The sequence below is a fragment of the Jannaschia sp. L-14R genome, from assembly GCF_056857695.1.
Genome location: NZ_JBSXNP010000009.1, coordinates 699304 through 712391, shown reverse-complemented (window position 1 = coordinate 712391; position 13088 = coordinate 699304). Strand labels below are relative to the sequence as shown.

The following is a 13088-nucleotide window of genomic DNA, read 5'->3' as shown; positions in this document are numbered from 1 at the left end:
CAGCCCGTCAGTTACGATAGGCGCGACAGATGCAGCCCGCCGCGCTGATCGCGCGACAAAGTTCGAGCGCCTGCGACCGGTTCTCCGCTCCGACCCGTGCGGCGATAATCGGTGGCAAAGAACCCCGCCGGGGCTGTGGGACGAGCTGCAACCGCGAGGCGGGCGCGACGCGGCGGCAAGACGGGTTCAACGCATCATAGGCAGAACGGGCGCGAGTGGGGTTCAACCCGTATCCAACCTGCACTCCCCATGGTGACAACGGCGGTTCGGGGGCGGCCAAGGGTGTAATCCGGCGGTTGGCGGCCATCGCGACGCAGGCGGCCTGGAACGGCCTGTTGTCGTCCAGGGCGAAGGTCAGCCCGATTGGCGGATCGTCGCGCCATCTCTCGGCGGTATGGCCTGTGACGATGCGGACGTAATCGACGGTTTCTCGGGCCAGTCCGCCGGTTCCCGCTATCCAGCCTTCGACCCTCCGCTCACCCCCGTTGTAGCCAATGGCGGCCAATCCGAGGTTGCCATACCGGCGCGTCATCTCGGCCAGATAGGAGGCGGAGCTTTCGATGGATTGCGCCGGATTGAAAGCATCGGCCAACCCCCGCAACCGTGCGGTTGGCGCGATGAACTGTGCGATTCCCATGGCGCGGGCCGGGCTGACGGCATTCGGATCGAACCGGCTTTCCTGCCACAACAGGCGCGCGAGATAACCCGGCGGCAGGCCGTTCAGCCGCGCCTCGGCCTCGATCTGGAGGCAGACGTCGGCTTCGAAACTGACCGGCCGGATGCAGTATCGCTTGCCGCTCGCGCCCTCGGAACAGGCGATGGCCGACGGAGGGTCGGCCTGGACAGGGACCGCAAGCGCCAAGGTTATGGCAAACAGAGAGAAAGTGGCGCGTAACATGCACGAACGGTCGGGTCTGGGGACAGGGCTGTCAACTGCCCTTTCAGACGCACTTTCGCCGGACCGCGAGGCATATTAGGTGGGGTGTGAAAGGGTCGGTGCCATGTCGTTCTTCAAGAAGCTGAAAGACCGTCTGACGCGGTCGTCGTCGAAACTCGAAGAGGGGTTGGACGCGATCGTCGATGCGGGGGCCGACGATGCCGTCGAAGCGCGGCCTGTGCACGAGCCATTGCCAGATCCGGCTCCGGAACCGTCGGCCGAACCTCCCGCCACATCCGAAACACAAGCCTCGCCGCCCGCCTCGCACGTTCCGCTTGAGGATAATTCCCCCGTACCGGTTCCTGCTCCACCGGCAACGGCGCCGGCACCGATCCCTGCGTCTGCTACCCCGAACGTCGAACCCGACGCGCCGCGCCAAGACGCGCCGAAACCGGGTCTGCTGGGGCGTCTGGTCGGGCGCGCGCTGCCCTCGTCTGCCCCGCGCCGTGCCCTTGACGATGACATGCTGGAGCAGTTGGAGGAATTGCTGATCGCCTCGGATATGGGGGTTGAGACGGCGATGCGCGTCACCGCCAACCTTGCCGAAGGCCGTATGGGCAAGCGCCTGTCATCGGAAGAGATCAAACGCCTTCTGGCCACCGAGATCGCCCGGATCATGGATCCGGTCGCCCGCCCCATGCCGCTGACCGCGCACCGCCCGCAGGTGGTTCTGGTCGTCGGTGTGAATGGCTCGGGCAAGACGACGACAATCGGCAAGCTGGCAAGTCAGTTTCGCGCCGCGGGCAAGTCCGTCGTGATCGCGGCGGGTGACACGTTCCGCGCTGCTGCGGTGGAACAATTGCAGGTCTGGGGCGACCGTGCTGGTGTGCCTGTCATGGTCGCGCCTCAGGGTTCGGACCCAGCATCATTGGCGTTCGACGCGATGACCAGGGCCGAGGCGGACGGTGCCGACCTGCTGCTGATCGACACTGCCGGACGCCTGTCGAACCGCGCTGACCTGATGGAGGAACTGGCCAAGATCGTCCGCGTCATCCGCAAGAAAGACCCGAGCGCGCCACACAACACGCTGCTGGTTCTGGATGCCACGACGGGACAGAACGCCCTGACACAGGTGGACGTGTTCCAGAAACTGTCGGATGTGTCCGGCCTTGTCATGACCAAGCTGGACGGCACTGCCAAGGGCGGCGTTCTTGTCGCGCTGGCCGACCGTTTCGGGTTGCCGATCCATGCCATCGGCGTGGGCGAACAGATCGACGATCTGGACGCTTTCGACCCCGAGGAATTCGCCTCTGCCCTTGTGGGGCTGGACGTGTGATCCGCGCCATATCGGTCGCTTTGATGTCGGCCCCCTGGCTGTCGCAGCAACGCAAGCCGAAGCCGACAATGCCGGTGCGTGGGACAGCGATGCAAGACATGCTGCCGCACCCGCGCAGTCTGCAGGACGTCGGGATCGGTGGCATGGCCCCGGATTTGGCCGCCCGCAAGACTGACACGCCCGAAGCCCCATGATCCTGCACCTTGGGAAAAATCTGGACCCCCGCACCGCCAGGGAACGCAACGATCTTCTGGGGGTTGCTGGCATTTCGGACTGCGCCGATTGTCCCTTCGGGTTCATGGGTCATTTCGCCATCCCGTCGCGTGAACGCGATCTGCCGGTCGTGCGCCCCAGCTACTGCAAGACAGAGTTGGAGGGACGGGCGCCTGGACTGACGGAAGCGGCTTTCCGATGACTGAATGGATATTTGCCATTGAAGGCACCCCGGCGGGAAGGAACGCGGCACTTTGGCTGGCCCTGGCGGCGGCCTTTCTGCATGCGTTGTTCGGTGCACTGCAAAAGGGGGGGCGTTATGACCCATGGACCTCGCGCACTGCGATGGACGTGGCGATTTTCTGCATCGCAACCCCTGTGGCGCTGTTCGTCGTGCCATGGCCACCCCTGCGCCTTTGGTGGGTCCTGGTCGGGATGGTTATGATCCAGTTTCTCTACAAGGCACTGCAGGGCGCGACCTATCAGCGGGGCGCCTATACGGTCGTCTATCCGGTCGTGCGCGGGACCGGGCCTCTGTTTACCGTGCTGGGCGCGGGCGCGATTTTCGGCGAGACATTTACGGCATCGCAATGGCTGGGCGTCGCCATCCTGATTGTCGGATTGTTCGGCCTGTCGGCGTATAATCTGGCGAAGATCACCGTCAACCGGGCGACGCTGGGACCGGCACTGGGACTTGCCGTGCTGACCGGATTGATGGTGGCCGTCTATACGACATGGAACGCCTTCGGCATCCGGTCGGTGGCCGATCCGTTCACCTTCCTCGCGTGGTTCTTCATGCTGACATCCTGGGATTTTCCACTTATTGCAGCCCTCCGCGGCAAATGGCGCAAGCCCGAACCGCACCTGATCCGGCTCGGCCTGTTCGGAGGGATTATCGCTTTCGGGTCGTTCGGGTCGATCATGCTTGCCACGCGGCTCGACAGTGTGGGCGAGGCGGCGATCCTGCGCGAAACCTCGACCGTGTTTGCCGCACTGATCGGATGGGTCCTGCTGAAGGAATCGGTGGGTCCCCGCCGCCTGATCCTGATCTCGCTGATCGCGCTGGGCGCGGTGGTGGTGGAGTTCGCGGGCTGAAGCCCTTATGTGCCAACTCAAGCCACCCAATATTTGCGAGGACAGCCATGACCGACCGCCAGACCCCCGGATGGGTCAAGCCCTCACTGGAGCTTGGACCGGTCGCGTTGTTCTTCCTGGGGTACATATATCTGAAGGATGAGACCTTCACCGTCGGCGGCACCGAATACGCCGGGTTCATCGTGGTCACGGCCCTGTTCATTCCGCTGATTCTGGCTTCGACGGCGGCGCTCTGGTGGCTGACCGGTAAACTGAGCCAGATGCAGATCGTGACGGCGGTTCTGGTGACGGTTTTCGGCGGTCTGTCGGTCTGGCTGAACGACGAGCGGTTTTTCAAGATGAAGCCGACGCTGATCTATCTGTTGTTCGCCGCCGTGTTCTTTTTCGGGCTATGGCGCGGGCGCAGCTATCTGGCGATGGTCCTGTCCGAAACGCTGCCGCTGACGCATGAAGGCTGGATGCTTCTGACCAAGCGAATGGCATGGTTCTTCGTCGGACTGGCCGTCGCGAACGAAGTCATCTGGCGCACGATGTCGACGGACGCCTGGGTCAGTTTCAAGACCTTCGGCCTGCCGGTGGCGATGTTCGCATTCTTCATCGCGCAGGCAGGGTTGCTCAAGGCACATACCCCTGAGGAAAAGGTGGAGGAGGAGTAATCCCCCCCGCCTGAAGCCTTTTCAGTCCTTGCTGTCGTCGTCGGGCTTTTTCATCCGCTTGGTCGAAGGGGGCTTCTTGGGTTTTGCGACGCCGCGCCCGCGTTGACCGCCCTTGCGCAGACTGATCGAACTGTCCGACCGAAGACGCGCGGTGCGTTCCGACTTGGTTTCCTTCGGTTGATCCGGATGGCCGGGGCGGTGCGTGGGTTTGCCGGCGCGATCCCCGTCGCGGCGCGGCTTGTCGTCACGTCGGCCTTCACCCTTGTCCCACGGGCTGCGGTCGCCATCGCGCGACGGACGATCGGGGTTCCCGTCCCACGGCTTGCGCGGACCTGGACCGCTGCGTCCCGGACGATCGCCATCGCGGGCGGGTCGGGCCGAACGGTCGCCATCTTTTGCCCAGGGCTTGCGCGCGGCGGCAGGTTTTCTGCCGTCGCGTTGGGGCCTGTCCCCATCCCGCTGCGGTTTCGTACCATCCCGATTGGGTTTGTCGCCGAATTTCGACCGAGGTTTGCGGTCCCCATCGCGGGTCGGACGCGCGGTGCGCTCGGGGCGTGATCCGTCGCCGTCATTGCGTGTCACCGGCGGTTTGCCGGTGCGGGGACGGTCGGGTCGTGCGGCGCGCGCGGACCGGGCCTCGGCGGGGCTGACAGTCCGGGCCTTGGCGGGGCCGCGCGGTGCGTCCGACGTCTCGCGCCCGCGTCCCTTGTCGATCAGGCGATCGCCCGAAGACCGGGGTTTGCGCGGGCTATCGCCCTTGATGCCGCGTCGGTCGGCTTTCTCGTCTTCGGCCGCCGTCGAAACCTGCCGGCTTTCGGCCAATTCACCATCCCACGTGCCGCCAAGCTGTTCCTTCAGAACGCGGGGCTTCACTTCCTCGACCTCGCCAGCGGGCAGTTCGCCCAGCTGGAACGGCCCATAGCTGATCCGGATCAGCCGGTTCACATACAGGTCGACCGCGTTCATCGCCCGGCGGACCTCGCGGTTGCGGCCTTCGCGAAGCCCCACCGTCAGCCAGGCATTCGCGCCCTGCTGGCGATCGAGCGTGACCTGCATGGGCGCAAAATCCTCAGGGCCGTCCTCGCCCTCGACGGTGATACCGTCACGCAGACGCTGCAATGCCGCCTCGGCGGGTTTGCCATTCACCCGCACGCGGTATCGGCGCAGCCAGCCTGTCGACGGCAACTCCAACTGACGCTTCAGGTCGCCGTCGTTGGTCAGCAGCAGCAACCCTTCGGAGTTCAGATCCAGCCGCCCGACCGACAATACGCGCCCCAATTCTTCGGGCAGCGTCTCGAATACCGTCTCGCGATCTTTCTCGTCCCGCTCCGTCGTCACCAGACCGGCGGGCTTGTGGTATAGCCACAGTCTCGCGCCGTCCGCCTTGGGCAGTGGCACGCCGTCCACGGTGATCTTGTCGCCGGGCACGATGTTCGTCGCTACATTCGACACGGTGCGTCCGTTCACGGCGACGCGAAGGTCGGTCACCATAATCTCGGCATCCCGGCGCGACGCAAGGCCCGCGCGGGCGATTACCTTGGCGATCCGGTCGCCGGCTCTGTTCTGTTCATCGGTCATGGGCGCGCTCTACGCCTCTTGGGGCACGGGGGGAAGCGGCTTGCGTTGCGCGGGTCGTCGCGGCATCCCGGTGCCATGTTCCGTTCCTTCATGTCCGATGCCCTGTCCGAAGCCCGCGCCGCGGACCTGCGCGGCGAAGTGCCGGTGGGGGCCGTGGTGACGCGTGGCAACGATATCATTGGACGGGGCGGTAATCGGACCCGTGAATTGAACGACCCGACGGCCCATGCCGAGATGCTTGCGATCCGCGCAGCCTGCGCGGCACTGGCTCAGGATCGTCTGATTGGATGCGACCTCTGGGTGACACTGGAGCCCTGTGCGATGTGCGCGCAGGCCATCGCACACGCCCGGTTGGATCGCCTTCATTTCGGTGCCTCCGACCCCAAGTCGGGTGGGGTTTTGCACGGTGCGCGAATTTTCACACACCCCCAGACGCACCATGTGCCCGATATTCACGATGGCATCGACGCAGAAGCCTGTGCCGCACTTCTTAAGGAATTCTTTGCGCAACGGCGCTAGCGTCAGGCGATTCGCCTTATCGCGTCCCGAACCGTTCCTGCCACGATGACAACGCCGCGGAGCGTGCGGTGAACGCCCCCCGCGCAATCGCCCGTGACAAACAGGCCGCGGCGGCATGACCCAATCGCAATCCGTCCCAAACCGGATCGGGCAGATCGCGCGCGCCCGTCGCGGCGGCGAAGACCAGATCGCCATCCATGGGCGTATGACTGGGCAGGATCGCGCGCGCCATGCCATCATGTGCGGCGACGGCCAGCCGGGTGGCTTGTGCCTGGGTCAGCACGGCATCGGTTGCGACGATGGCGATGGTGGTCGATTGGCCGGGGGTGGTGTCGCCATAGGGTTCCCATGTCGGGGACAGACGCCCGACATCGTGTCCCCCGAATTCGCCCTCGATTTCCCACGGTGCTGCAAAAAACCGCCCATCATCGTCGCAGACCCGGCCAAGGGCGTTTACCGCCACCAGTGCCCCGACCGTTATACCGCAATCGAGAACGAGCGATGCCGACCCAAGCCCCCCGGCCAAATCCATTGTCGTCGCCCCGAACCCGGCCCCGACGGACCCGAGGTCGAACTCCACCGCAGCCCCCTCCAGCGCGGCCCGACCCAACGGCGCATAGGGATTGCGGTCCCAAACCTTGTCGCCGCCATTCAGCAGATCGAACAGGATCGCAGCAGGCACGATCGGAACCCGTTGTTCGCCGACCGCGAACCCTCGTCCCGCAGCGCGCAACCCGTCCGCCACACCTGATGCCGCATCAAGCCCGAAGGCCGACCCACCCGACAGCACCAGCGCGTCGACTTCCTGCACCAGTTTGTCGGGTGCCAGCAGATCCGTCTCGCGGGTGCCCGGTGCGCCGCCCATGACATGAACGCCCGCGACGAAGGGCACGTCGCCCAGCAGGACAGTGGAGCCGGATCGCAGAGCGACATCATGTGCATTGCCGACCCGCATGCCCGCGACATCGGTAATCAGGTTTCTGGGTCCGGGGCGCATCGGGTCAATCCTCGGGCAGAAGGGCACGGGTAATCGTGCCGGTGAACCGTCCGACGACGCGCAATCGGTCGGTGGCTGTCAGCGGCACGCCCGCGCCGGGAAACGTCAGGACAAGCGTGTCTTCCGGCAGGTCGGAAACCGTGCCCGCGTCGAAGAAGTGGCCCAGACGCGGGGCGAAGGGGCGGGCCAATACTTCAACCTGATCCAGGTCGGCGTCAGGGCAGACGTCCATCAAATGCGCGAAGACAAGCTGCTGCGCCGGGAAATCGCCAGCAAACACGCCAATCGACACACGGAACTTCATGTCGCGCCTACCCGCCCCCCGGTCCTGCCTGCGTCAGATGCAGCGGCCACCGTCCACCTCCATGCCGACGCCGGTGATCATCGAAGCCTCGTCCGAGCACAGGAAGCATGCGGCGTTGCCCATGTCCTGGGGCGTGGAAAAGCGGCCCAGCGGTATGGTCGACAGAAACTTCGCGCGCATTTCGGGCGTGTCCTCGCCCATGAACGTCGCCAGCAGGGGCGTGTCGCCCGCAACCGGGTTCAGGCAGTTGACGCGCACCCCTGCGGGCGCAAGCTCCACTGCCATCGTCTTGGTCGCGGTTATCATCCAGCCCTTGCTGGCATTGTACCAGTTCAAGCGGGGCCGTGGGCTGACCCCGGCGGTCGAGGCTATATTCAGGATCGCGCCGGATTTCGCCGCCTTCATCAATGGCACGATATGGCGGGCCGACAGGAAGACTGACTTGGCGTTGACGGCCAGCACGCGATCGAAATCCTCCTCGGTCACGTCTTCCATTGCCATTGGCCGGTGCGAGATGCCGGCATTGTTCACCAGAATGTCGATCTGCCCCCAATCGGCCATCGCCTGAGCCGTCAGGGCGGCCCAATCGTCGTCTTTGGAAACGTCCATCCCTGCGGATATACCGCCGACGGCCTTCGCGATCTCTGCTGCGCCCGTTTCGTTGATATCAGCCACCAGAACGCGCGCGCCTTCGGCCGCGAATTTCTCGACGATGCCGCGTCCGAAGCCCGAGGCGCCGCCGGTCACGATGGCCGTCTTGTCCCTTAATCGCATTGCAGCCTCCCTTTTTTACTTGATGCCCGACCCCTGACTGCAGCGCCAGCCCGTCCTGTGGTCGTGCCCGATGTGTGATAGGATAAAATCGGGACGTTCCATCGCACATGAAGGACATCGGACATGACACTGCAGGAAATCGCTGACGAACTGGTGGCCGGAGTTCGCGAGAACCGCGCCAAGGAAAACCTCGGTAAGCTCTATGCGCCCGATGCCGTTTCGGTCGAAGCGCTGGATATGGGCGGCGGGCGCGAAGTCAAAGGCGTGGACGCCATCAGGGCCAAGCACGACTGGTGGCAAAACACCGTCGAATGGCTGGGTGGTGATATCGAAGGGCCGTTTCCACACGGCGACGACCGGTTCGCCGTCTATTACACCATGCACACCCGCGACAAGGATTCCGGCAAGGAACATCACGGCAAGGAAGTTGGCCTGTACCACGTCGCCGATGGCAAGATCGTACGGGAGGAATTCTTCTATGGCGGATGACAAGGCCGCTCCGCGTCACCCGTGATGCGCGGCCACCGTCTTCAACTGGCTGAAGCCGTACAGGGCTTCGAACCCTTTTTCGCGCCCGTGTCCCGACTTGCCGACCCCACCGAACGGCAATTCGACCCCGCCGCCGGCGCCGTAGTTGTTCAGAAACACCTGACCGGCGCGCAGGTCGCGCGCGAGCCGCATCTGACGCCCCCCGTCGCGGGTCCAGACACCTGCCACCAGGCCGTAATCGGTGCCATTGGCGATCTGCACCGCTTCGGCCTCGGTCTCGAACGGGATGACGACCTGCACCGGGCCGAAGATTTCCGCCTGTGCCAACGCATGATCCACGGTAACCCCGGTCAGCAGGGTCGGCGCGACGTAGTGACCCCCGGTCCCGAGGATTTCGCCTTGTCCGGCCACGGTCAGGTCGCCCGCCTGTGCCAGGAACCCATCCACGATGGCCTTCTGGCGCGCCGAGATGACCGGTCCCATATCCAGGTCGTCCATCGCGGGGCCGACCTTCAGCGCGCCATATCGCTCGGCCATTCGGGCGACCACGTCATCGTGGATCGATCGATGCACCAGAATGCGCGAAGCCGCCGAACAGGTCTGCCCGGCGTTCTGAATGCCCGCGTTCACGAGGAATGGAAGCGCCGCGTCCAGGTCGGCGTCATCGAAGACCAGTTGCGGGGATTTGCCGCCCAGTTCCAGCGTCACCGGCACGACATTCGCGCCCGCCGATTGCTGAACCTTTACGCCGGTCGCCACGGACCCGGTGAAGCTGATGTGGTGGATACCGGGGTGCGCGGTCAGCGCGGCTCCCGCTTCGCCCCCGAGGCCCGGCACGACATTGAGCGCGCCGTCGGGCAATCCGGCTTCGACCGCGATACGCGCGAAGGCCAGTGCGGTCAGGCATGCTTCCTCGGCGGGTTTCAAGACGCAGGCGTTGCCCATCGCCAGCGCCGCGCCGACGGAGCGCCCGATAATCTGCATCGGATAATTCCACGGCACGATATGGCCGGTGACACCATGCGGCTGCCGCAGGGTATAAACGGTATAGCCGTCCAGATAAGGGATCGTTTCGCCATGCACCTTGTCGGCGGCCCCACCGTAGAATTCCAGATAGCGGGCCAGCGCCACGGCATCGGCCCGCGCCTGCTTCAGCGGCTTGCCGACGTCCATCGCTTCCAGCACGGCCAGATCGTCGGCGCGGTTCAGCACCATCTGTCCCATGCGCGTCAGAACCCGCCCCCGTTCCAACGCCGGCATCCGGCCCCAATCGCCCGACAGCGCCTGATGGGCAGCGGCGACGGCGGCGTCGATATCACGCGACTGGCCGCGCGCGATCTGCGCCAGCGGTTGCCCCGTCGACGGGTTTTCCAGCGTCAGCGTATCTGCGGCGCGCAGCCAGCGACCGCCGATGAGCATTTCCTCGGTGTCGAACCAGATCGTCATGTCATTCCTCCGTGCCGTACATCGCGCGCCAATTCGCCGCCGCCATTCCATCGCGGTAGTCGGACAGCATGGCGGCGTCCAGCACCTCGATCAGCAGGCCCTCGCCGGTCCAGACTTCGATGCAGGTGAATGGGCCACGTTCGCAAGGCCGCGCGGTCCATCCGGCGGTGTCTGCAAGGGTCTCGATCTCGGTGGCGGCAAGGGGCGAAGCAACGGTCAGATGCGTCGCGCTGGCGGCGCGACGTGGTGGGCCGCCTTGAAATGCCACGGCGTCCGGGCCTTTCGTCACGCGCGTTCCGGCAGGGTAGACCTCGACCGCGGTGCCTCCGTCGTCCCTGGCGAAGGCGATCCATGCACCGGGACAGGGCGGAAACGGCAGGGCTTCGCCGCCCAGGATGCGGGCCAGCGTCTGTGCCATTGCGGCAGGGGCGCGGGCGGCGATGGAAACGCGAAGCAGTGTCATGCGGCCAGCCAATCTGCCGGGATCACCGGCGCGGCGGCGATCAATGTGCGGGTGTAATCGTGTTGCGGAGCGTCGAAAACCTGTGCTGTCTGCCCCTGTTCGACGATCCGGCCGGCGCGCATGATCAGAATACGGTCGGCAATCGCGCGCACAACCGTCAGATCATGCGTGATGAACAGATAGGCCAGCCCCAGCCTTTCCTGCAAATTCTCGAGCAAGGCCAGAACCTGCGCCCGGACGCGGACATCAAGCGCGCTAACCGCCTCGTCCAGCACAAGAACCTCGGGTTCGGTGATCAGGGCGCGCGCTATGGCGATACGCTGCCTTTGGCCGCCGGAGAATTCGTGGGGATATTTGTCCAGATCTCCGACCGTCAGCCCGACCTGGTTCAGCGCGTCGGTGGCCCGCGCCTCCGCGTCTCTGGGGCAACCGGTAAGGTGAAAGGGCTCCTGCACCAGTTTGCGGACGGTCCAGCGTGGGTTGAAGCTGCCGTAGGGGTCCTGGAATACGACGCTGATCTTCGCGCGATCCGCCCGCGTCATCGCGGTGCCGCCAGGTTTGCCCAGCAGGTCGATCCGGCCACCTTGCACCGGCTCCAACCCCAGAAGCGCGCGGGCGAGAGTGGACTTGCCGCAGCCCGACTCGCCCACCAAACCCAGACACTCACCCCGGTTCAGCGTCAGATTGACGTCGGCGACGGCGCGAAAGCCGCCATAGCTTCGGGTGATGTCTGTGGCTTGCAGGACCGGCGACGGAACAATGGTGCGGGCCGCGCGGGGCAGGGGATGCGAGGCGGAGAGCAGGTCGCGGGTATAGGCATGTGCATGGGTGCGGAACAGGGTTTCCGTCCGGCCCCGTTCGACGATTTCGCCGTGGCGCATGACCGCGACGTGATCAGCCAGTCCGGCGACGACGCCCAGATCGTGGGTGATGAGCAGAAGCGCCATCCCATCATCCGAACCGTCGCGGACCAGGCCGCGAAGAAGATCAAGGATATCGACCTGCGTCGTCACGTCGAGCGCGGTTGTCGGCTCATCCGCGATCAGCAGACGGGGTCGATGCGCGATGGCCAGCGCGATGCAAACCCGCTGACGCTGCCCGCCAGACAATTCGTGCGGATAGCGGTCGAGGGGAATGGAGGCGAGACCCACCCGGTCAAGCCGGTCACGAGCGATGCGCAGGGCCTCGGGCCGGGGGGTGCCACGCAGGCGCAGCGTCTCGCACACCTGCGCGCCGATGGTCTGAACGGGGTTCAATGCGGTCATGGGTTCCTGAAAGATCATGCCGATGTCGGTGCCGCGAATACCCAGCCAGTCGCGTTCGCGCAGATGCGTGAGGTCGCGCCCGTCCAGGGTGATGGCCCCGGTCGTCGTCGCCCCGGACGGCAGCAGTCCGATCATGGCGAGCGCGGTCATCGACTTGCCGGAGCCGCTCTCGCCCACCAGCCCAGTGATCTCTCCCGACGCGACCGTCAGGTCCACGTCGCGCAGGATCGGCGTGCCGTGGATCGACAGCGACAGGTCGGCAAGCTCGATCATCCGCGCACCCGCCGCAGACGCGGATCCAGCGCATCGCGTAACCCGTCGCCCAGCAGGTTCAGCCCCAGAACCATGCCGACAATGGCAAGGCCGGGCAGGATCGCCAGTTGCGGTTCCGAATAGATCAGTGTCTGGGCGTCGGCCAGCATCCGGCCCCAGGACGGCGTCGGTGGTTGCGCGCCAAGGCCGATGTAGGACAAGGCCGCTTCGGCGAGGATGCCGAGAGAGAACTGGATCGTCGCCTGCACGATCAGAAGGCTGGCGATGTTGGGCAGGATGTGCTGCACGCTGATGAGACCGCAACCTTTGCCCGCGACACGCGCGGCCATGATATAATCCAGTGTCCAGAGCGGCAGCGCCCCGCCCCGCGCCACACGGGCGAAAACCGGGATGTTGAAGATGCCGATGGCCAGGATTGCATTGAAGGCAGAGGGGCCGAAGACAGCGGTGATCAGGATGGCGATGACCAGCGAGGGAAAGGCGAAGATCAGGTCGTTGCCGCGCATGATGATTTCGTCCAGCCAGCCACCGTGCCGGGCCGCTGCCGCAAGACCCAGCGGCACGCCCGCGCCAATGCCGATGCCGACCGCGACCAGCGCCACGGCGATCGAGGTGCGCGCGCCTGCCATCAGCATCGAGAGCAAGTCCCGCCCGAAATGATCGGTGCCGAGCGGGTGTGCTAGCGACGGGGGCAGGGTGCGGTTCGCAATCGTCAGAACGGAGGTGTCGTAGGGCACCCAGACAACGCTGATCATAGCGGCCAGCGTGAATATCGCGGTCAGGGCCGCGCCCAGTGCCATCGC

16 protein-coding genes are annotated in these 13088 nt (G+C 65.2%); 7 read left to right on the top strand and 9 right to left on the bottom strand.

Going from position 1 to position 13088, the window contains the following annotated elements; genetic code table 11:
* Positions 1–7: 7 nt before the first annotated feature.
* Positions 8–898 (bottom strand): lytic transglycosylase domain-containing protein, encoded by an 891-nt coding sequence (locus AC13C2_RS07970; protein ID WP_482886456.1) that lies wholly within the window; start codon positions 896–898, stop codon positions 8–10.
* A 103-nt stretch (positions 899–1001) separates the two neighbouring features.
* Here AC13C2_RS07970 and ftsY point away from each other — a divergent pair, with 103 nt between their 5' ends.
* The 5 genes from ftsY to AC13C2_RS07945 are packed head-to-tail and all read left to right on the top strand — an operon-like array spanning position 1002 to position 4177.
* Positions 1002–2213, top strand: coding sequence for a signal recognition particle-docking protein FtsY (gene ftsY, locus AC13C2_RS07965; protein WP_482886455.1), 1212 nt, complete (start codon positions 1002–1004; stop codon positions 2211–2213).
* The gene (locus tag AC13C2_RS07960; protein ID WP_482886454.1) at positions 2210–2407 is read left to right on the top strand and encodes a hypothetical protein; all 198 of its coding nucleotides are present in this window, start codon (positions 2210–2212) and stop codon (positions 2405–2407) included. The genes ftsY and AC13C2_RS07960 overlap by 4 nt, the downstream gene beginning before the upstream one ends.
* Positions 2404–2628 carry a hypothetical protein gene (locus tag AC13C2_RS07955; RefSeq protein ID WP_474520857.1) on the top strand — a complete coding sequence of 75 codons (225 nt, stop codon included), beginning with the start codon at positions 2404–2406 and terminating at the stop codon, positions 2626–2628. Before AC13C2_RS07960 ends, AC13C2_RS07955 begins: the two co-directional genes overlap by 4 nt.
* A complete protein-coding gene (locus tag AC13C2_RS07950; RefSeq protein WP_482886453.1) occupies positions 2625–3521 on the top strand; it encodes an EamA family transporter in 897 nt (298 codons plus the stop codon). Before AC13C2_RS07955 ends, AC13C2_RS07950 begins: the two co-directional genes overlap by 4 nt.
* A 47-nt stretch (positions 3522–3568) precedes the next feature.
* The gene (locus AC13C2_RS07945; RefSeq protein ID WP_339645722.1) at positions 3569–4177 is read left to right on the top strand and encodes an inner membrane-spanning protein YciB; all 609 of its coding nucleotides are present in this window, start codon (positions 3569–3571) and stop codon (positions 4175–4177) included.
* A gap of 21 nt (positions 4178–4198) precedes the next feature.
* On the opposite strand, the gene AC13C2_RS07940 is transcribed toward AC13C2_RS07945, so the two are convergent.
* A complete protein-coding gene (locus tag AC13C2_RS07940; RefSeq protein WP_482886452.1) occupies positions 4199–5755 on the bottom strand; it encodes a pseudouridine synthase in 1557 nt (518 codons plus the stop codon).
* A 75-nt stretch (positions 5756–5830) separates the two neighbouring features.
* On the opposite strand from AC13C2_RS07940, the gene AC13C2_RS07935 reads away from it, so the two are divergent.
* Positions 5831–6274 (top strand): nucleoside deaminase, encoded by a 444-nt coding sequence (locus AC13C2_RS07935; protein ID WP_482886451.1) that lies wholly within the window; start codon positions 5831–5833, stop codon positions 6272–6274.
* A gap of 16 nt (positions 6275–6290) precedes the next feature.
* On the opposite strand, the gene AC13C2_RS07930 is transcribed toward AC13C2_RS07935, so the two are convergent.
* From AC13C2_RS07930 to AC13C2_RS07920, 3 genes are read right to left on the bottom strand one after another with little or no spacing between them, the layout of a single operon-like run.
* A complete protein-coding gene (locus AC13C2_RS07930; protein WP_482886450.1) occupies positions 6291–7271 on the bottom strand; it encodes a P1 family peptidase in 981 nt (326 codons plus the stop codon).
* 4 nt (positions 7272–7275) lie between these two features.
* Positions 7276–7575: a hypothetical protein gene (locus AC13C2_RS07925; protein ID WP_092764890.1), complete on the bottom strand. Its 300-nt coding sequence runs from the start codon at positions 7573–7575 to the stop codon at positions 7276–7278.
* A gap of 33 nt (positions 7576–7608) precedes the next feature.
* Positions 7609–8349 carry an SDR family oxidoreductase gene (locus AC13C2_RS07920; protein WP_482886449.1) on the bottom strand — a complete coding sequence of 247 codons (741 nt, stop codon included), beginning with the start codon at positions 8347–8349 and terminating at the stop codon, positions 7609–7611.
* A 123-nt stretch (positions 8350–8472) separates the two neighbouring features.
* On the opposite strand from AC13C2_RS07920, the gene AC13C2_RS07915 reads away from it, so the two are divergent.
* Positions 8473–8838, top strand: a complete 366-nt coding sequence (locus tag AC13C2_RS07915) for a SnoaL-like domain-containing protein (protein ID WP_482886448.1) — start codon at positions 8473–8475, stop codon at positions 8836–8838.
* Between the two features lie 15 nt (positions 8839–8853).
* Here AC13C2_RS07915 and AC13C2_RS07910 read toward each other — a convergent pair whose 3' ends face one another.
* Genes AC13C2_RS07910 through AC13C2_RS07895 form a run of 4 tightly spaced genes read right to left on the bottom strand, consistent with a single transcriptional unit; the run spans position 8854 to position 13085 of the window.
* Complete coding sequence (locus tag AC13C2_RS07910) at positions 8854–10284, bottom strand: aldehyde dehydrogenase family protein (RefSeq protein ID WP_482886447.1); 1431 nt, start codon at positions 10282–10284, stop codon at positions 8854–8856.
* A 1-nt stretch (position 10285) separates the two neighbouring features.
* Positions 10286–10747: a hypothetical protein gene (locus AC13C2_RS07905; RefSeq protein ID WP_092764882.1), complete on the bottom strand. Its 462-nt coding sequence runs from the start codon at positions 10745–10747 to the stop codon at positions 10286–10288.
* On the bottom strand, positions 10744–12285 hold the full coding sequence (locus tag AC13C2_RS07900) for a dipeptide ABC transporter ATP-binding protein (protein WP_482886446.1): 1542 nt from the start codon (positions 12283–12285) through the stop codon (positions 10744–10746). The genes AC13C2_RS07905 and AC13C2_RS07900 overlap by 4 nt, the downstream gene beginning before the upstream one ends.
* Entirely contained in the window at positions 12282–13085 is an 804-nt protein-coding gene (locus AC13C2_RS07895) for an ABC transporter permease (protein WP_423787154.1), read from the bottom strand. Before AC13C2_RS07895 ends, AC13C2_RS07900 begins: the two co-directional genes overlap by 4 nt.
* Positions 13086–13088: the final 3 nt, after the last annotated feature.

What these genes read in the sequence shown, in the direction of transcription:
- AC13C2_RS07940 (WP_482886452.1), bottom strand. Translation starts at nt 5,755, where the DNA reads ATGACCGATGAACAGAACAGAGCCGGCGACCGGATCGCCAAGGTAATC.
- AC13C2_RS07925 (WP_092764890.1), bottom strand. Translation starts at nt 7,575, where the DNA reads ATGAAGTTCCGTGTGTCGATTGGCGTGTTTGCTGGCGATTTCCCGGCG.
- AC13C2_RS07905 (WP_092764882.1), bottom strand. Translation starts at nt 10,747, where the DNA reads ATGACACTGCTTCGCGTTTCCATCGCCGCCCGCGCCCCTGCCGCAATG.
- AC13C2_RS07895 (WP_423787154.1), bottom strand. Translation starts at nt 13,085, where the DNA reads ATGGCACTGGGCGCGGCCCTGACCGCGATATTCACGCTGGCCGCTATG.
- ftsY (WP_482886455.1), top strand. Translation starts at nt 1,002, where the DNA reads ATGTCGTTCTTCAAGAAGCTGAAAGACCGTCTGACGCGGTCGTCGTCG.
- AC13C2_RS07910 (WP_482886447.1), bottom strand. Translation starts at nt 10,284, where the DNA reads ATGACGATCTGGTTCGACACCGAGGAAATGCTCATCGGCGGTCGCTGG.
- AC13C2_RS07935 (WP_482886451.1), top strand. Translation starts at nt 5,831, where the DNA reads ATGTTCCGTTCCTTCATGTCCGATGCCCTGTCCGAAGCCCGCGCCGCG.
- AC13C2_RS07900 (WP_482886446.1), bottom strand. Translation starts at nt 12,285, where the DNA reads ATGATCGAGCTTGCCGACCTGTCGCTGTCGATCCACGGCACGCCGATC.
- AC13C2_RS07950 (WP_482886453.1), top strand. Translation starts at nt 2,625, where the DNA reads ATGACTGAATGGATATTTGCCATTGAAGGCACCCCGGCGGGAAGGAAC.
- AC13C2_RS07955 (WP_474520857.1), top strand. Translation starts at nt 2,404, where the DNA reads ATGATCCTGCACCTTGGGAAAAATCTGGACCCCCGCACCGCCAGGGAA.
- AC13C2_RS07920 (WP_482886449.1), bottom strand. Translation starts at nt 8,349, where the DNA reads ATGCGATTAAGGGACAAGACGGCCATCGTGACCGGCGGCGCCTCGGGC.
- AC13C2_RS07970 (WP_482886456.1), bottom strand. Translation starts at nt 898, where the DNA reads ATGTTACGCGCCACTTTCTCTCTGTTTGCCATAACCTTGGCGCTTGCG.
- AC13C2_RS07915 (WP_482886448.1), top strand. Translation starts at nt 8,473, where the DNA reads ATGACACTGCAGGAAATCGCTGACGAACTGGTGGCCGGAGTTCGCGAG.
- AC13C2_RS07930 (WP_482886450.1), bottom strand. Translation starts at nt 7,271, where the DNA reads ATGCGCCCCGGACCCAGAAACCTGATTACCGATGTCGCGGGCATGCGG.
- AC13C2_RS07945 (WP_339645722.1), top strand. Translation starts at nt 3,569, where the DNA reads ATGACCGACCGCCAGACCCCCGGATGGGTCAAGCCCTCACTGGAGCTT.